The following is an 18,207-nucleotide window of genomic DNA, read 5'->3' as shown; positions in this document are numbered from 1 at the left end:
AGTGTTTTGGCCACCAACTTCGCCCTCCGGGGGTTCTCATGGACCCGATGAGCATTCTTCTTTTCGCTATGTTTGGTCTGCTCATCTTCATGATGATGCGCAAGCAGAAGAAGGCGAAAGCCGCTGCCGAGGAAAAGCGTTCCAAGCTGGCTCCCGGTGTCGAGATCATGACCAATTTTGGTCTCTTTGGTACCGTTCTCTCGATTGACACGGATGAGAACAAGATCCTCATGGAAATCTCCCCGGGGACCACTGCCACAGTTCACAGTCAGACCGTTGCAAAGATCATTGATCCAGCAGACGCGCAAGAGGTCGAGGCCATCGTGCCCGACGATGCTTCGTCATTGACGCTGAATCTTGACAAGCAAGCAGGTGCAACGGAGTCCGTCGAGGAATCACTTGAGCGCTTGAAGAACGAAAACAACAAAGACAACTAGCCTTATCCGGGTTGGCGGCTGCTGTACCAAGGGTTCATTCCGGTGCAGCAGCCTTGCCATGTTCACAATCCCGTGACCAATAGAAGGATCCCTTGATGGCACGAACAGGTCCGGCGTCCACGGCCCGCAGAACTCTTCTGTGGCTGGCGGCGCTCATCATTGCATGCACACTGGCGGTAGGTGCTGGTGTCCTTGGCGGGGCAGCCACGTGGGCACCCAAGCTTGGTCTTGACCTAGAAGGCGGCACCCAGATGATTCTGGCGCCCAAGGTTGAAGGAAGCGGCAGCATCGCCCCTGAGCAATTGGATCAGGCGGTGTCCATTATTCGTCAGCGTGTGGACGGTTCGGGTGTTTCCGAAGCCCAGATTTCCACAGAGGGTGGCCGCAACGTTGTTGTGAGTATGCCCGGCAAGCCAACTGACGAAGAGCGCAACCTCATCAAGGCTTCTGCCAACATGAACTTCCGCCCAGTCATTGCGGCCACCCAAGTTCCTTCCGGTGCTGTAGCGGAGGCCGATCGGACACCCGAGGACCAGTTGCCGGTCCCCGCAGCAGCGCCGGTGGACTCCAGCGATCCCAACTGGGTAGATGCGGCAGTCATGAAACAGTTTGAGGCCACTAGCTGCATTCTGCCTCTGACTGACCGTCCCACCACCTCGGATCCTGACAAGCCACTTGTCAGCTGTGAACCTGAGACCGGTATCAAGTACATTCTTGGTCCGGTGGAAATCCCCGGCAAGTGGATCAAGACCGCCTCTTATGGTCTGCAGGCCGGAGCTCAGGGTGCCACCACCAACGAGTGGTCTGTTCAGTTGACGTTGGAGAAGCCTGAGGGTGCTGAAGCTTTCAAAGCTGTGACTCAGCGTCTGCACGCCAAGTACCTGGTTAATCCCAACGATCCGCAGGCCCGCTTCGCCATCATCCTCGATGACAGCGTTATCGCAGCTCCTGCCTCCCTAGCCGTCATCACGGATGGGCAGTCGTCTATTACAGGGCAGTACACCGAAACCACCGCCAAGGCTTTAGCCGATCAGCTGAAGTTCGGGTCACTTCCCATCAGCTTTGAAATTCAGAGTGAAGTTCAGATTTCTGCAACCCTTGGTTTGCAGCAACTTGAAATGGGTCTGCTGGCCGGGTTGATTGGTCTTGGCTTGGTTGTTATCTACTCTCTGTTCCAGTACCGGGCCTTGGGTCTGGTGACAATCTCCTCCCTGGTCATTGCAGGCGTCCTCACCTACCTGGCCATCATTTTGCTGGGCTGGGCGGAAAACTACCGTCTTTCGCTGGCAGGTGTAGCAGGAATTATCGTGGCCATTGGTCAGACCGCTGACTCCTTCATTGTTTACTTTGAGCGAGTCAGGGATGAGCTACGTGATGGCCGCGGTCTAGTCGCCGCTGTGGAGAATGGCTGGGAACGCGCCAAGCGCACCATTCTGGCCTCCAAGGCCGTCAACGTCTTGGCGTCCTTGGTGCTGTACTTTGTCTCCGTGGGCAGCGTCAAGGGCTTTGCCTTCACTCTCGGTCTGACAGCCGTGGCTGACCTCATCGTGGTGTTCATGTTTACACACCCCACCTTGCAGTTGCTGGCACGCACTAAGTTCTTCGGTGAAGGCCACAGCTTCTCAGGCCTTGATCCGAAGCAGTTGGGCGCGATCCCCTTGTACCGTGGCGCAGGACGTTTCCGCACCCCCGAAGAAACCATAGCCGTTGCCAAGGGCAAGAATGTCCGTGCCGCCGGCGAAGCCGAACGCCGCCAAACCATTGCCGAACGGCGGTTGGCTGCCAAGGAAGAGCAAATGGCTGGCAGCAGGGGCGCCGGGGATGCACAGCCCGAGTCCAGTGACTCGAAGGAGATCAACTAATGAAGAGTTTCGCCACTTTCGGCAATGAACTGTACACCGGAGAACGGTCCTACGAGTTCGTTGGAAAACGCAAAATCTGGTTCGTCATTACGGGCGTTCTGGTATTCCTGTCCATCCTGATCCCGCTGCTGGGTGGTGGGTTCAACTTCGGGATTGATTTCCGAGGTGGTTCCCAGTTCACTATCTCCTCAGTAGCCCAAACTGACGTTGCCATCGGTGAAACAGCAGTTGCCGAGGCTGCGCCTGGCACTGCGGCGGTGGTCACCAATATTGCCGGTGACACTATGCAGGTGCAGACCGACCGGCTCAGTGATGACCAAACGCTAGCAGTTAAGGACGCCCTAAAGTCTGGCTATGGTGTCACCGAAGACCAGATCACCTCCACCTTTGTGGGCCCCAGCTGGGGACAGGACGTTTCCCGACAGGCCATCATTGGCTTCATTGTGTTCGTGCTCCTCGCCACTGTCCTGATGGCCTTGTACTTTAGGACTTGGCGCATGTCTATTGCAGCCACGGTGGGTCTGCTGGTGGTCATGGTCGTCACCGCTGGTATTTACGGAGCGTCAGGTTTTGAGGTGACACCATCAGCCATTATCGGCTTCCTGACCATCCTGAGTTATTCGCTGTATGACACGGTGGTGGTCTTTGACAAGATCCGAGAAAACACGGCGGATATCACTAAATCGGAGCGGCGGACCTTCGGCGAAGAGGTCAACCTTGCTGTGAACCAGACCCTGGTGCGCTCCATCAACACTACGATGGTGGCCGTGCTGCCGGTGGGCTCGATTCTGTTCATTGGCGCCTTGCTCCTGGGCGCAGGAACTCTCCGTGACCTCTCACTGGCGCTGTTCATTGGCATCATAGTGAGCACCTTCTCCACGATTTTCGTGGCGGCCCCCATGTACGCCTGGCTGCGTGAGCGCGAACCTGATCTCGTCAAGCAGGCTAAAAAGGTGCACCAACGTCGTGCCCATGAGGCGCAACGTGATGCTGCTGAGGTGACCGCGACGGCCTAAATCCCGTCACTTCACCGCCTCAGGCACCCAACAGGGCCGGGGGGGGGGGGAGAAGGAGTCGCCCCCGCCCCCCTCTTTTTTCCCCCGCCTACCCCCTCCCCCTCCCCCCCCCAGGTCACCCAAGGGGGCGGGTGCCACCCTCCCCCCCCCCCCCCCCGGCCCTGTTTTGGTCAACAAGGATCAACTGTGCACCTTAGACTGGGGTAATGCCCCGCAGTAGGGGCGCACAGAACGTACATGTGTGAGGGAGGAAATGCGTTGAACGATGAATCGCCCTCGCATGAGTTGGCATCTGATCCGGGGAAGAAAGCTGTGCCCGGCAAGGACGGAATGGTCACTTCCGGATTAACCAGTACCGGATCAATTAGTGCCGGTACCCCTAGTACGGGAACATCCACTGTCGAATCCGTCAGTTCTGGAACGACAACTGGCGGATCAAGCAAGGAAGCCTCTGGCCATCGGGCAGCAGATATTCGTCCCACCTTTCCAGGACGCCGCGAGCGAACCCGGTCCCGCCTAGCGCGGTTGGCTGGCTGGTCTACGGAAAGCTACTCGCCCATCCTTGAACCGTTGCTGCGGATTGTGCGAGCCAAGAACCCCAAAGAAGACCTGGACTTACTCCAGCGTGCCTTCGTCGTGGCAGAAAAATACCACGAAGGCCAAAAGCGCAAGAGCGGCGATCCTTACATCACCCACCCAGTTGCCGTGGCAACCATCTTGGCAGAAATGGGTTTGGGAGGAAGCACCTTAGCGGCTGCCCTGCTGCATGACACGGTGGAAGACACCCCGTACACCCTGGCCCAGCTGGAGCATGACTTCGGCAAGGAAATTACACTGCTGGTGGACGGCGTCACCAAGCTCGACAAAGTGGATTATGGCGAAGCTGCTCAGGCTGAGACGCTACGAAAAATGGTCGTTGCCATGTCCAAGGACATCCGTGTACTGGTCATTAAGCTGGCGGATAGGCTCCACAACGCTCGAACGTGGCGATTCGTTTCGGCCCAGTCTTCGAGTAAAAAAGCTCGGGAAACGCTAGATATTTTTGCTCCCTTGGCCCATCGTCTTGGCATGAACGCCATGAAGTGGGAATTGGAGGAGCTATCCTTCGCCGCGCTCTATCCCAAGGTCTATGAGGAGATTGTTCGCCTCGTGCAAGACCGCTCACCAGAGCGTGAAAAGCAGCTGAGCGTGCTTCGCCGTGAACTTCTTGATGTGTTGCGTGTCTCCAAAATCAAGGGCGAGGTCAGTGGCCGCCCCAAGCACTATTACTCCATCTACCAAAAGATGGTGGTCCGCAGCAAGGAATTCGATGACATCAATGATCTCATCGGAGTCCGGGTCATGGTGGACACGGTAGGTGACTGCTACGCCATGCTGGGCGAGGTGCATTCGCTGTGGACACCGCTGGTGGGGCGCTTCAAGGACTACATTGCCTTGCCCAAGTTCAACATGTACCAGTCCCTGCACACCACTGTGCTCGGTCCCGGTGGCAAATTGGTAGAGATTCAGATCCGCACCAGAGAGATGCATCAGCGGGCCGAATACGGTGTGGCAGCGCACTGGATGTACAAGAGCGGAAACAAGGGGCCAGCTCCTACAAATCAGGACGACATGTCTTGGTTGCGTTCCCTCATGGATTGGCAACGGGAGACCGCAGACCCGGGTGAATTCCTGGATTCCATGCGCTTTGAAATGAATGCCAAGGAAGTCTACGTCTTCACGCCTAAGGGCCAAGTAGTGGCGCTGCCGGCCGGCGCAACTCCTGTGGACTTTGCCTACTCCGTCCACACCGAAGTGGGGCACCGGACCATCGGCGCCCGCGTCAACGGAAAGCTCGTGCCGCTCAACAGCGAACTTGCCAACAGTGACACCGTGGAGATATTTACCAACAAGGCCGAAGGTGCCGGTCCCAGCCAGGACTGGCAGAACTTCGTCAAGAGCCCCCGTGCACGGAATAAGATTCGCCAGTGGTTCAGCAAGGAACGCCGCGACGAGTCCATTGAAAAGGGCAAGGAACTGCTCACCAAGGCCCTGCGCAAACAGAACCTACCCCTGCAGAAGATGATGACTCATGATTCCCTCATGACCGTCACCGAGCACTTTCACTATCAAGACATCACGGGCCTTTACGCAGCAGTCGGTGATGGGCACACCTCAGCCCAGTCGGTGGTGGAACGCCTCCGCGACGTGATGGGGCTGGCGGATATTGAAGAGGTCGCCCCGCCGTTGGAAACCCACGTTTCCAACGCACGGTCGCGGGTTTCCAGCTCGGGGGTCATCGTCCACGGCGTGGACGATGTCCTCGTGAAACTGGCCAGGTGCTGCACCCCCGTGCCACCAGATCCCATCTCCGGATACGTGACGAAGGGCTCTGGTATCTCGGTTCACCGTAGCGACTGCCCGAACCTCATGAATCTCCAGCATGAGCCAGATAAGTTGGTTGACGTTGATTGGGCGCCCACCCAATCAGGTGTGTTCCTGGTGGAAATTCAGGTGGAGGCACTGGATCGCAAGAGCCTGCTATCGGATGTTACCCGGATTCTTGCCGAAAACCATGTCAACATTCTGGCCGCCAGCGTCAACACCAGCACTAATCGGGTGGCAATATCCAAATTCGCCTTCGAAATGGGTGATCCCAAGTACCTAGACCATGTCTTGAACGCGGTGCGGCGGATTGACGGCGTATATGACGTCTACCGTTCCACCGGATCGCACCGCCGGGCGTGATCTGCCGAGCCTAGGATCGTCACGTCCTAGGCGCGGGTCGTAAACAGCTGCATGTCTAGGCACTATTCTCTAGGCGCTGCCTCACCTCGGGTGTCCTTACCTCCTGCCAGGCCCTAGTTGAGACCCGGGACCGGTGGCTAACTGGAGTCCAGCAGTGCCTGCACGAGCTCCTGCGCCCGCAACTTGCCGGGGATGTGAGGGGCATCCAGTAGAGCCTGCTGGATGCTCTCGAGTGGGCACGCCAAGGACGCATCGCGGGCCATAGCCTCAAGTGCAGGCCTAGCCAAGGCTAGGGGAGCGCTCCGGGCTACGTCCAGCGCAGTGCGCAAGACGGTAGTCACAGCCGTGGTCCCCACGAGTTGGATGTCCTGCGGCTCGAGGTGAACTTGGCTGACCGTGCAGCCGCTGTGGCGTGGCACGGCTGCACTGTTGCCATCGTTATCCACCAATAGGGCAACCTCAGCTGGCAGGGGAGCGCAGCCATACACCCACGCTGCTGATAGCTGAGCTAGCACCGCTCGGTGGCTCAGAAACGCGGGGATGTAGTGCGCCAGTGCAGCGGCCCGCATGGCGGCAGTCTCTGCCAACGCTGAGGGTCGAAACACTTGTCCGAAAACATGGCACAGCACCCCGTCCATGGCCATGGCCGAGAGTTCGGAAAAGATGAACAGGCTCCCTGGCGCCAGGAGTGATTCTTGCGATGCGGCTGCTGGCGGGCTTTCGTGACTTGTCATCTCTCAAGGGTGCACCGCCACCCGGATAAGAGAAAGACCCCCGCGCTGGGCTGTGGACAACCCAGCCCGGGGGCCCAATAAAACACTCAAAGTGCTGCGAAACAGTGAAACAGTACTCCAGCTACTTCGTCATTCAGCGGTACAGAAAATTCAGCGCCTCAGACTTAGGAGAAGTCCTCTGCAGCTTTTTGGATCTGCTCTAGCCAGAGCTCACGAGCTGCCAGCGCCTCAGTAGCCTTGGCGACCTTGCGGGCATCCCCGGCCTTCTCGGCTGCAGCTAGATCATCCTTGAGCCCAGCAATGGTTGCTTCGAGCTGGCTTAGAGCGCTGCTGGTGCGTGCCTTGGCTTCGGGATCGCTGCGGCGCCAGTTGTCGTCTTCAGCCGAACGGACGGCGTCCTCGACCTTGCGCAGCCCAGCTTCAACACGCTGCATGTCATTGCGCGGAACCTTGCCGGCTTCTTCCCAGCGGTCGCGGATGGACTGCAGGGCCTTCTTGGCTGCGTTGAGGTCCTTGATGGGCAGCAATGCCTGCGCCTCGGTGATCAGGGCTTCCTTGACTACCAAGTTGGCGCCGAACTCCTCATCCAGGGCACTATTGGCCTCCTGACGGGCAGCGAAGAACTTATCCTGTGCCCCACGGAAGCGTGCCCAGAGAGCGTCATCGTCCTTGCGGCTGGCGCGCGGTGAGCTCTTCCACTGGTCCATGAGACGGCGGTATTCGCCTGCCGCAAAGCCCCAGTCGGTTGAGGTGGCAAGTTCCTCGGCGGCGGTAATCAGCGCCTCCTTGGTGTTCTTGGCGGCCGCGTTGTTATTATCCAGCTGCGAGAAGTATGCACGGCGATGGCGGTCAAAGACCGTCCGGGCGCTGCGGAAGCGCTTCCACAAGCCTTCTTCGGTGGCCCGGCCCAGACGCATGCCTGACTTCTGAGCGGTCTTCCACGACTCAAAGAGTTCGTTCATGCGGGCGCTGCTGATCTTCCACTGAATCGTGCTGGGGTCTTCGGCAGAAATAGTTTCCGCCTCAGCCACAATTGCTTCACGAGAGGCAAGTTCGACGGCGCGAGCCGAGTCGTGCGCGGCCCTCTCCGAAGCGGCCAGTGCCTTGATGTTCTCCTCAAGGGTGACCAAGCGTGCCAATGCTGCATTGACGTCACCAACGGAGTTACGCTCACCCAGTTGCTCGCGCAAGTGGGCGACCGTCTTGTTCATATCAGTGGTCGGTGCCTTGGCCTCAACACGCTGCTCCAAGAGAATAATTTGGGCCAGGATGTCATCAAACTTGCGCACAAAGTAGCTCAGCGCCTCGTCCTTGGTGGCACCAGGGTACTGGCCCACCGGGAACTCTTCACCATCGAGGATCAAGAAGACGTGACCGTCTTCTTCTGCGCGACCAAACTTGGCCGCTTCGGCCAAGTTGACGGCAGGCACTGCAGGAGCCGCGACCGGAGTCGGAACCGCTGCGGGCGCCGGAGCCTTGGGGCGTGCGGCAAATGCTGCCGGGGAAGGTGAGGGAGCTGGAACGGATGCCGGAGCCGGGACGGGAGTGGCCGCCGTCGTGCTTTCGGTTGTGTTCTCAACAGTGGTGCTCTCCGTTACGGGAGTCTCTGTTGTTGAGGCAAGTGTTTCGTCGGATTCTTGACTGTGTGTCACCGCTAAAAGTCTTTCGCTTGATGGAAACGGGCCGGTGGTGCAAAGCTACCTGGCCAGGATCGTAGTGGAGCGTTTCCCTGAAGAGCACGGATGTGCCACATCAGGGAAGGCCTGATGAAAACTAGTTGAGCTTGAACGAGTCTATCGTCACCTTGCTGCTGGGCGCACCGTCGGTTGCGCCATCGACGATCCCGTCCTTGGCAATTGCCGTGACGGCCTCGAGGCCGGTGGTGACCTTACCAACGATGGTGTAGCCACCACCGTCCTGCGGGAGATTGGTGTCTTCATAGGTGATGAAGAACTGGGTGCCGTTGCTGTAGGTGGTGTTGGCGCGGGCCACAGCGATGGTTCCCGCTGGATATTTGCCATCGGCCGGGGTGTTCTCAACCGGACCCCACTGGTAACTGGGATCGCCTGCGCCGTCGCCCTTGAGGGAGCCGCACTGGAGCACTCCGAAGTTCGGGGAATTGGTCAACCGGTGGCAGCTTTTGCCCTCCATGAAACCGGTGTCGGCCAGTGACTTGAACACGGCAGCAGCCTGCGGTGCCTTGGTGCCGTCAAGCTCAACGCCCAGCGGTTTGCCGTTGAGCGTCAGGGTTCCGGTGAGAGTTTTACCTTTGGCAGTCTCTGCCTTGGGAACCGTGGGGCTGTTGGTTTCAACCGCAGCTGTTGCAGAGGGTGCCGGCGCGCTGGTATCAGTGTCTGTTGCAGGGGTGAACACCGTCAACGCCAGCACTGTGGCGAGCACCAAGGCCGCGCCAATAGCAATGACAGCAATGAGGTTATCGCGCTTGCGCCGCTGGAGCTGTTCCAGATGCAAAGCCTGGTTAGCTTCCATACGAGCCACGCGTGCTTTGGCTTCACGGGCGGACTTGTTGCTGTTAACCAACGGTGCCTCTTCCTTCAAATGAGCTTCAAATGAGCGGTTTGTTCACCTAGCGCTGTCGCCGCCGGGTAGGTTAGGGGTGGGCTGCCAAAGATTATAAAATGGCAGCCGGTGCCAGTTTACTCATGGAATGCCCGCTCTGCGGGGAGCATGACTTGAGCTTCGGTGCACCGTTACGTTTACCCGCCCCGCCGGATCCTGTGACTGACTTTTTGGATCCGGTGCATGTTAGGAGAGCAACACCCATGGCACGCAACGCCTCCTTGTCCGGTTTTCCCGAGTGGCTCCCCGAGGAACGGTTGGTGGAGCAGCATGTGCTGGACACCCTGCGCCGCACCTTCGAGCTGCATGGATTCAGTTCCATCGAGACGCGGGCTGTGGAAACTGTTGGTCATCTCCTGCGCAAGGGAGAGATCGATAAAGAAGTGTACGGTCTTTCCCGTCTCCAGGACGATGACGGAAACACCGCCGTTGCCGCCAAGGAGGATCCCAACGCGCTGGCTCTGCACTTCGATTTGACGGTGCCCTTTGCCCGCTACGTTGTGGAAAATGCTGGCTACTTGTCCTTCCCGTTCCGCCGCTACCAAATTCAGAAGGTCTGGCGTGGCGAGCGTCCCCAGGAGGGCCGCGCCCGCGAGTTCACCCAGGCTGATATTGACGTCGTGGCCGACGGCGTACTGCCCTTCCGCTATGACGTGGAACTTGCGCTCGTCATCGCCGAGGCGCTCTCCGCCTTGCCGATCCCCGCCTTCAAACTGCGCATCAACAACCGCAAGCTCGCCGAAGGTTTCTACCGCGGCATCGGGCTCACTGACACCGCTGGTGTACTGCGTAGCATCGACAAGCTGGAAAAGATCGGTGCCGAGCGTGTGGCTGAACTTTTGCAGAATGAGCTTGGGGCTACGCCGGAGCAGGCAGCGAAGGCGCTGGCTCTGGCCTCTATCCGGACCGAGGACACCTCATTTGTTGAGCAGGTCCGCGCCCTGGGCGTAACGGATGAGCTCATGGAAGAGGGACTGAACGAGCTCGAACAGGTCATTTCTGCGGCTGTGAAGAGTGCCCCCGGCTCCGTTGTGGCGGATCTCTCCATTGCCCGAGGTTTGGACTACTACACCGGAACTGTGTACGAGACTGTGCTGGTGGGTCACGAGCAGCTGGGTTCCATTTGCTCAGGTGGCCGCTATGACGCGCTGGCGTCCAAGGGCAATCGTAAATTCCCCGGCGTTGGGCTGTCAATTGGCGTCACCCGTCTCGTGGCGCGCATCCTGAGCCAGGAATTTGCCAAGGCGACGCGTTCCGTTCCCACAGTCGTGTTGGTCACCTTGGTTGATGAGGAAAGCTGGAGCGAGGCCCAGGACGTGGCAACTGCCCTGCGCGCCCGCGGCATCTCCAGCGAAGTGGCCGCCAAGGCGGACAAGTTCGGCAAGCAGATCAAGTACGCCGACAAGCGCGGCATCCCGTACGTCTGGTTCACTGACGAGAGCGGGGCCCACCAGGTCAAGGACATCCGCTCCGGGGAGCAGGTCGCAGCGGACCCCGCCAGCTGGATGCCCCCAGCCGTTGACTTGACCCCGCAGATCGTGGTCGCCTAACTGCTACCTTCGGCGAATCTGCTTCGGCTCCCGCGTTGATCCTTTTTTGGGGACTTCGCTTCGGCTCCCGCGTTGATCCTTTTTGGGGACTTTGCTCCGGCTCCCGCGTTGATCCGCTTCGCCTCCCGCGTTGATCCGTGAGGAATGGTCGCTTTGCCACGTGTAAGCGACCTTTCCTCACGGGTCGATTGCGGTAAGCGACCTTTCCTCACGGGTCGATGCCGGGTCGATGGAGTAGCGGGGTCTCGAAAGGCTCGAGCAGTGCTCCATCCTCAGGGCTCGACCACGGGGGTGAGCAATCACCGGTAAACTCGTACCAACGTCTCTTTAGGGCCCGAGAACGCGGGCCGAACACCACCATTGAAAGGAATGCTGTGCTGCGCACACATGACCTAGGCTCCTTGCGGGCTGAACATATTGGCCAAACCGTCACTCTTTCGGGCTGGGTAGCCCGTCGCCGTGATCACGGCGGAGTGGCTTTCTTGGACCTGCGTGACGCATCTGGCGTGGCACAGATTGTGGTGCGTGAGGAAGAAGTCTTCCACGCGCTGCGTAACGAATTCGTTCTGCAGATCACCGGAACGGTTTCACGCCGCCCGGAAGGTAACGAAAACCCGACCCTCGCCACAGGTGAGATCGAAGTCATGGCTGATGCCGTCGTGGTGCTTAATGAAGCAGCCCCGCTGCCGTTCCAGGTTGATGATCACACCGAGGTTGGTGAGGAAGCGCGTCTGAAGCACCGCTACCTGGATCTGCGCCGCCCGGTCATGCAGCGCAACATGCGCCTACGTTCCGAAGCCAACCGGGTTGCTCGCAACCTGCTGCACGATCAGGGTTACATCGAAATTGAAACCCCCACGCTGACGCGTTCCACCCCTGAGGGTGCTCGCGACTTCGTAGTGCCGGCACGTCTGGCTCCCGGTTCCTGGTATGCGCTGCCGCAGTCACCGCAGCTGTTCAAGCAGCTCCTGCAGGTGGGTGGCTTCGAGAAGTACTACCAGATTGCCCGTTGCTACCGTGACGAAGATTTCCGTGCGGATCGCCAGCCGGAGTTCACACAGCTGGACATCGAGGCCAGCTTCGTTGACCAGGATGACATCATCGCCTTGGGTGAGAAGATTGTCGGCGAGTTGTGGAAGCTGATCGACGTCGAAATTCCGATGCCGATCCAGCGCATGACCTACCGCGATGCCATGGCTCGCTTCGGCTCGGACAAGCCGGACCTGCGCTTCGGCCTGGAGCTGACTGACCTCACCGAGTTCTTCAATGACACCGAATTTGGCGTCTTCAAGGCTCCTTACGTGGGCGCAGTTGTGATGCCCGGTGGTGCTTCACAGCCTCGCCGCCAGCTCGATGCTTGGCAGGAATGGGCCAAGCAGCGCGGTGCCAAGGGCCTTGCCTACGTTCTGATCAAGGAAGAGGGCGAGCTCACCGGACCGGTAGCCAAGAACCTCACCGAGACCGAGCGCGCTGGCCTGGCTGACGCTGTTGGCGCGAAGACCGGCGACTGCATCTTCTTCGCCGCCGGTGAGGTTTCCCCCTCCCGCGCACTGCTCGGTGCCGCTCGTGTTGAGATCGGTCACCGCACCGGCCTGATCAACCCGAAGGACTGGGCTTTTGTGTGGGTTGTTGACGCTCCCATGTTCGAGCCCACCAGCGTTGCCGTTGGTTCCGGCGATGTGGCCCTGGGTCACAGCGCATGGACGGCCGTGCACCACGCATTCACCTCACCCAAGCCGGAGTTCATGGACACCTTCGACACCGATCCGGGCGAGGCACTGGCGTACGCCTACGACATCGTCTGCAACGGTAACGAAATTGGTGGCGGATCCATCCGTATCCACCGCCGCGACATCCAAGAGCGCGTCTTCGGCGTCATGGGCATCTCCGAGGCCGAGGCTGACGAGAAGTTCGGCTTCTTGCTGGACGGCTTCAAGTTCGGCGCCCCGCCGCATGGCGGTATTGCCATTGGCTGGGACCGCGCCGTCTCACTGTTGGCCGGTGTTGACTCCATCCGCGACGTCATCGCCTTCCCGAAGTCAGGTGGCGGTTACGATCCCATGACCGAAGCTCCGGCTCCGATCACGGCTCAACAGCGCAAGGAAGCCGGCGTTGACTTCAAGCCGGAGGCCAAGAAGGCTGACCCCGAAGCCAAGTAGTAGTTTGCGTTTCTAATGTGCCCGTCTTCCCCTCGTGGGAAGGCGGGCATTTTTAGTGTTCGACGGCGGGCATCTTCAGCGAGATTGTTAGAAGAAATCAAAACTAGAATCGCTGAAAGCTGTCAGAGACGAAACCCCTGATCCTTGAACGCCCCGCAGCGAGGATGCCGATGGCTTGTCCCAGATCTGGAGCGATCCACGGGCTGGACCCATTTATCCAGTCTGTGGAATACCGAGGCGGAACAGACCCGGGCGATGTTGGGAAAGTTCATTGCAGCCTGGGACGGTGATGAGTTTGTCCCCTGGATTGGCAAGGGTCCCAGCGATTAGAGCTGCGAAGCTGAAATGTCCCGAGCTTTCTGTTGTGGCTTATCTGCTGGAACATAACGTGGCTTCGGCTCGTTTATGCGGACCGACAGTAGACCGACAGTAGAGTGTGGAAGAGCTGACTCAAGTCAGGGGTTAGCTGAAGGCTGGATTGCACGCCGTCTCGCATCTGCTGCTTCTGCTTTGTTCGCACTAATCTGCCGTTAAGCTGATCCGATGAGAACTACGCTAGCGGGAACTCTCGGGCATCTAGAGCAGCTGATGAATGCCGCATGGCCTGCCACGGAGGCTGAACTCGTGGATGGTTGGCTTTTACGCTCTGCAGGCGGCGTCACGCAACGAGCCAATTCAGTGTGGCCGGTCTCAGCGCCGAGGGATCTCACGGCGAACCTGCGAGCCGCTGAGCACTGGTACGCGGATCGGCGCCAACCGGTGATCTTCCAGCTAACCCGTCGTCCGGAACATGCGGCTCTGGAAGAGGTGCTCGATCAGCGCTCCTATAGCAAGCAGTCCGAGACGATCATCATGACTGCCACGGCAGGAATTGCCGAAGCGGACGCCACCACGGTTACCGAGGCGGCATCATCACAGCTCGCTGGCGTTACGTTGACTATCAGTAGTGAACCAAGTCAGGACTGGCTTGAATTGTGGTGGAGCATTGATGGCCGCGGCGGGCCAGTGGAAATGGAGATGGCGAAGCGTATTCTCCAGGCGTCGCCGGCGCTGTATGCCACGGCTCATGACGATCAAGGTGTTGCCGTAGGTACCGGACGTCTGGCCATGCTGAACGTAGGAGAATCAGCAAGCTCGGCAGACCAATCAAGCCCAGTACACTCATCAGAACTAGGCGGTTGGGGTGGGATTTACTCCATGGCAGTCCATCCTGAAGCGCGGCGACGCGGCATCGCCACCCACGTCCTCAACGCCCTGACCAGGGCTGGAGCTGACAGGGGGGTGCACAACTATTGGCTCATGGTGACTGTTGCCAACGCAGGAGCCCAGAAGCTGTACAGCCTTGCTGGCTTCACCGAACAGGCCCGCTATCACTACCGCCAAGCACCTTTGCGACGCGCCTTGGGAGCCTGTTAGGCGTAATCGCCCCAGGATACTGCTCAAAAGATCTCGCAGCCTCCTCGCCGGCCGTTCAGCTGCCCGCAGGATCGGTGATGGTGATCCGGACGGAGCAAAAATCCTGTGCCGACTTGGTAAGTACTGCCATATTCGGATCGGTTACGGCCAGCGGGTCCAGACGTGGCCGCTGGGCTACGGAACGGAGTGCGGGTACTGCTAGGACCGATTCCACCAGTGGCTTGTCGCCTCCTGTGGCCACGTATTCAAAGCTTTGACCCGAAAAGACCTTTGCAGCCTCGGCAGCAGCGCGCTGCACAATGGCCGCACCAGAATCGCCGCCGCGAGAACGGGAGCCGGAGTTCCCCACCTTGTGCGCCAGCAACTTCGAACCGACAGCTACACCCACAGCAAAGCCGCCCCGGCGCACCAATACCAGCCCAAGGCGACGCTCTTGGGCAGCCAAGCTCACAAGCCGGTCTACCAACCCGGCACCTCGGCCAGGACGCCCGTCGTCGGGCCACGGCGCGGTGAGGAGTGCGGTGGCACCGTCGCACATAGTCAGCATGACGCCGTCGTCGGTGTCGGTTGTGGCGGCCACACCCCGGTGGGAGGCGGCGAAGCGTTCCGCCCAACCGAGCAGGCGTGCGGGCGGAACGAGGGCGGTGCGCTGGGCTGAGTTCACGCTGCCAGACTACCGGGCGATAGCCTAGAGGGGTGAGTGACCTCTTTAGCGCCCTGCATGGGGACGACGACGCGGACGACGACGGCACCCTCGCCTTGGGCGGCGGGTCCTTCGGCGGTGGCAGTGCCGAGCCGGGGTCGCGTCCGCGCAGCCCCTTGGCCGTGCGCATGCGCCCGCGCAGTCTGGATGAAGTAGTGGGCCAACAGCATCTGCTGGGTCAAGGCTCACCCTTGCAAATGCTCGCCGCTGGCGGCAGTAGCGGAGGAGCGGCAGGGCCTGCCTCGGTCATGCTCTGGGGACCTCCAGGAACGGGAAAAACCACACTGGCCCATGTGATTGCGCGCGGCCCAGGGCGAAAGTTCGTCGAGCTTTCCGCCATCACGGCCGGGGTCAAGGACGTGCGCCGGGTCATGGATCAAGCGCTGACCGACAGAGACCTGCACGGGCGAACCACTGTGCTGTTCCTGGATGAGATTCACCGCTTCAACAAAGCCCAGCAGGATGCGTTGTTGCCAGGCGTGGAGAATCGCTGGGTGGTGCTGATTGCCGCCACCACCGAAAACCCGTCATTCTCCGTGGTGGCGCCGTTACTGTCACGATCTATTTTGCTGACCCTGCAACCGTTGACCAATGCCGATATTCAAGGGTTGTTGGAGCGGGCCATCACTGATCCGCGCGGCTTGGACGGGCTGGTCACGGTCACTGATGACGCTATGGACCACCTGGTCAGGCTAGCCAGCGGCGATGCTCGCCGCGCCCTGACCACATTGGAGGCGGCCGCTGGTGTGGCGCTCTCCGAACTGTCACAGAGTGATCCGTCAAAGACCGGCGCTTCACAGACCGATGGGTCCTTGACCGGCGTGTCGCCGGAAGCTGTGGAGGGGCCGGTGGTAGTTGATCTGGCCGTTGCCGAGCGAGCCATTGACGCTGCCGCTGTCCGCTACGACCGGGCCGGCGATCAGCACTATGACATCATCAGTGCCTTCATTAAATCCGTACGTGGCTCGGACGTGGACGCCGCGCTGCATTATCTGGCCCGGATGTTGGAGGCGGGGGAGGACCCTCGCTTTATCAGCCGCCGTATTATGATTTCTGCCTCAGAAGACGTTGGCATGGCAGATCCCACGGCACTGCAAACAGCAGTGGCAGCAGCCCAAGCCGTGGCCTTGATTGGAATGCCGGAGGCCCGGCTTATTCTGGCCCAAGCTGTGGTTCATGTGGCGACCGCACCAAAATCCAATGCCGCCTACAACGGCATTAATGCGGCAGTGGCCGATGTTCGGGCCGGCAAGGGAACCACCGTTCCTGCACCGTTGCGCGATGCCCATTATGCGGGGTCGGCCGGGTTGGGGCATGGCAAAGGCTACATTTACGCTCACGATACCCCGCACTCCATTGCCGTGCAGCAATATCCGCCGGATGACCTCGTGGGCACCAACTACTACACGCCCACAGCCAATGGACATGAACGTGAACTGGGACCTCGGCTCACGAGGTTGCGGGAGATCATTCGCGGCACATCAAGTAGCACGTCAAACGGCACGCCGCCCAAGAAGGGCTGAGCCGCTTCACTGGAGCCACCCAACCCAGTGACTCTTCGAGCGCCAGACGCCCTGACAGTCTGCAAGTGGTAGAGTTGACTCCGCACTGGCAAGCTCTGGCTCCATGCACAACATCCACGTACGGTTCTACCGGCTTTTGGCCGCTCATTTACCGTGTTTTCAAGGATCTGTTGTCTATGCCCAGGTGCTGTAGCGATGGGTTGCAATAGCCCCAACTCTCCATAATGGAGGCCAGACAACTACGTATTGCACATATTGGAAGGACACAAGTGGCTAACAACACACGTGCCCGCCGTCAGGCCCGCCTTTCGCGGTCCCTCGGCATTGCCCTGACTCCCAAGGCCGCCAAGTACCTGGAGCGCCGCCCGTACGGCCCCGGTGAGCATGGCCGTGCCCGCAAGAAGCAGGACAGCGACTACGCCGTACGCTTGCGCGAAAAGCAGCGTCTGCGCGCCCAGTACGGCATCCGCGAAGCACAGCTGACGCGTGCCTTCGAAGAAGCCAAGCGCACCAAGGGCATGACCGGTGAAAACCTGGTTGAGCTCTTGGAAACCCGCTTGGACGCCTTGGTTCTGCGTGCAGGCTTCGCCCGCACCACCGCCCAGGCACGCCAGCTGGTTGTTCACCGCCACATCATGGTTGACGGCGCCCGCGTGGACCGCCCGTCGTTCCGCGTTGCCGAGGGTCAGCTGATCCACGTGCACCCGCGCAGCGAAACCATGGCTCCGTTGCAGCTCGCTGCAGCCGGCGCACACCGCGACGTGCTTCCCGCCGTTCCGGCTTACTTGGACGTCAAGCTGGAGAGCCTTCAGGCTCGCCTGGTTCGCCGCCCCAAGCGCTCTGAGGTTCCCGTAACCTGTGAAGAGCAGCTGGTTGTTGAATTCTACTCACGCTAAATTTTCTTAGCATGGACGTAGAGCTCGATTCATTCGCAGCTTGAAACACAAAACAGCCCGTGGCATCCGCCGCGGGCTGTTTTGTACCCACCCGCCGGTACTTTTGGACTAAGGTACTTTGGGGAAAGATGTTGTTTCCGGCCCCGGCCAGAGCGCATCAGCCAGACGAGTCACAGACTAGTTAACGAATTGAGGCGGCACGCATATGAGCGGTGGCGACATTGCAGGACTGATAGCGGCAGGAGTCTTTGCCGTCCTAGTGGCACTGTTGGCAGTGCCCATTCTCAAACTGGGAAAGGTTTTCGACGAGATTCGCGGGACCATCAAACAGATTGGTGACGGCACCACGCCGCTCATTGATGAAGTCACCGCCACAGTTGCCACCACCAACACCCAGCTGGGCAAGGTGGACGGCATTTCCAATAACGTCTCCGATGCCACTGCCAACATCTCGGCGCTCTCCGCCCTCGTGGCTGCCACCATTGGCTCCCCGCTGATCAAGGTTGCCGCGTTCTCCTATGGTGTCCGCCAAGCATTCGCTGGCCGCGGGAAACCCACACGCGCACGGCGCAGCCGCTAACCGAACCTCCTCAAGGACAACACC

The 18,207-nt window shown here is 59.7% G+C and carries 14 protein-coding genes; 10 read left to right on the top strand and 4 right to left on the bottom strand.

Annotated elements, in window-relative coordinates; translation table 11 throughout:
• Nucleotides 1-47 precede the first annotated feature (47 nt).
• The 4 genes from yajC (at nucleotide 48) to ACX80D_RS07170 (ending at nucleotide 6,042) form a co-directional block, all read left to right on the top strand.
• Complete coding sequence (yajC, locus tag ACX80D_RS07185) at nucleotides 48-437, top strand: preprotein translocase subunit YajC (protein WP_459321958.1); 390 nt, start codon at nucleotides 48-50, stop codon at nucleotides 435-437.
• 95 nt (nucleotides 438-532) lie between these two features.
• A complete protein-coding gene (gene secD, locus ACX80D_RS07180; RefSeq protein WP_459321957.1) occupies nucleotides 533-2,299 on the top strand; it encodes a protein translocase subunit SecD in 1,767 nt (588 codons plus the stop codon).
• Nucleotides 2,299-3,315, top strand: coding sequence for a protein translocase subunit SecF (gene secF, locus ACX80D_RS07175; protein WP_459321956.1), 1,017 nt, complete (start codon nucleotides 2,299-2,301; stop codon nucleotides 3,313-3,315). Before secD ends, secF begins: the two co-directional genes overlap by 1 nt.
• Nucleotides 3,316-3,645: 330 nt before the next feature.
• Nucleotides 3,646-6,042 carry a RelA/SpoT family protein gene (locus tag ACX80D_RS07170; protein ID WP_459321992.1) on the top strand — a complete coding sequence of 799 codons (2,397 nt, stop codon included), beginning with the start codon at nucleotides 3,646-3,648 and terminating at the stop codon, nucleotides 6,040-6,042.
• A 137-nt stretch (nucleotides 6,043-6,179) separates the two neighbouring features.
• Here the strand turns inward: ACX80D_RS07170 and ACX80D_RS07165 are convergent, their stop codons facing one another.
• From ACX80D_RS07165 to ACX80D_RS07155, 3 genes are all read right to left on the bottom strand, one after another.
• Nucleotides 6,180-6,776 carry a hypothetical protein gene (locus ACX80D_RS07165; RefSeq protein ID WP_459321955.1) on the bottom strand — a complete coding sequence of 199 codons (597 nt, stop codon included), beginning with the start codon at nucleotides 6,774-6,776 and terminating at the stop codon, nucleotides 6,180-6,182.
• Nucleotides 6,777-6,940: 164 nt separating this feature from the next.
• Complete coding sequence (locus ACX80D_RS07160) at nucleotides 6,941-8,428, bottom strand: DUF349 domain-containing protein (protein WP_459321954.1); 1,488 nt, start codon at nucleotides 8,426-8,428, stop codon at nucleotides 6,941-6,943.
• A 121-nt stretch (nucleotides 8,429-8,549) separates the two neighbouring features.
• On the bottom strand, nucleotides 8,550-9,317 hold the full coding sequence (locus tag ACX80D_RS07155; RefSeq protein ID WP_459321953.1) for a peptidylprolyl isomerase: 768 nt from the start codon (nucleotides 9,315-9,317) through the stop codon (nucleotides 8,550-8,552).
• Nucleotides 9,318-9,559: 242 nt separating this feature from the next.
• Here ACX80D_RS07155 and hisS point away from each other — a divergent pair, with 242 nt between their 5' ends.
• From hisS to ACX80D_RS07140, 3 genes are all read left to right on the top strand, one after another.
• Nucleotides 9,560-10,906 carry a histidine--tRNA ligase gene (gene hisS, locus ACX80D_RS07150; protein WP_459321952.1) on the top strand — a complete coding sequence of 449 codons (1,347 nt, stop codon included), beginning with the start codon at nucleotides 9,560-9,562 and terminating at the stop codon, nucleotides 10,904-10,906.
• Between the two features lie 374 nt (nucleotides 10,907-11,280).
• Entirely contained in the window at nucleotides 11,281-13,065 is a 1,785-nt protein-coding gene (aspS, locus tag ACX80D_RS07145; protein WP_459321951.1) for an aspartate--tRNA ligase, read from the top strand.
• A 543-nt stretch (nucleotides 13,066-13,608) separates the two neighbouring features.
• Complete coding sequence (locus ACX80D_RS07140) at nucleotides 13,609-14,481, top strand: GNAT family N-acetyltransferase (protein WP_459321950.1); 873 nt, start codon at nucleotides 13,609-13,611, stop codon at nucleotides 14,479-14,481.
• A gap of 55 nt (nucleotides 14,482-14,536) precedes the next feature.
• Here the strand turns inward: ACX80D_RS07140 and ACX80D_RS07135 are convergent, their stop codons facing one another.
• Nucleotides 14,537-15,145 carry an acVLRF1 family peptidyl-tRNA hydrolase gene (locus ACX80D_RS07135; RefSeq protein ID WP_459321949.1) on the bottom strand — a complete coding sequence of 203 codons (609 nt, stop codon included), beginning with the start codon at nucleotides 15,143-15,145 and terminating at the stop codon, nucleotides 14,537-14,539.
• A gap of 32 nt (nucleotides 15,146-15,177) precedes the next feature.
• Here ACX80D_RS07135 and ACX80D_RS07130 point away from each other — a divergent pair, with 32 nt between their 5' ends.
• The 3 genes from ACX80D_RS07130 (at nucleotide 15,178) to ACX80D_RS07120 (ending at nucleotide 18,183) form a co-directional block, all read left to right on the top strand.
• Nucleotides 15,178-16,707, top strand: coding sequence for a replication-associated recombination protein A (locus ACX80D_RS07130; protein WP_459321948.1), 1,530 nt, complete (start codon nucleotides 15,178-15,180; stop codon nucleotides 16,705-16,707).
• A gap of 269 nt (nucleotides 16,708-16,976) precedes the next feature.
• Nucleotides 16,977-17,603, top strand: coding sequence for a 30S ribosomal protein S4 (gene rpsD / locus ACX80D_RS07125; RefSeq protein ID WP_459321947.1), 627 nt, complete (start codon nucleotides 16,977-16,979; stop codon nucleotides 17,601-17,603).
• Nucleotides 17,604-17,808: 205 nt separating this feature from the next.
• On the top strand, nucleotides 17,809-18,183 hold the full coding sequence (locus ACX80D_RS07120; protein ID WP_459321946.1) for a DUF948 domain-containing protein: 375 nt from the start codon (nucleotides 17,809-17,811) through the stop codon (nucleotides 18,181-18,183).
• Nucleotides 18,184-18,207 lie beyond the last annotated feature (24 nt).

The organism is Arthrobacter sp. Sr24 (genome assembly GCF_054511175.1).
Note: the sequence above shows the minus strand (reverse complement) of the source record. Positions and strands in the feature narration are given on the sequence as shown.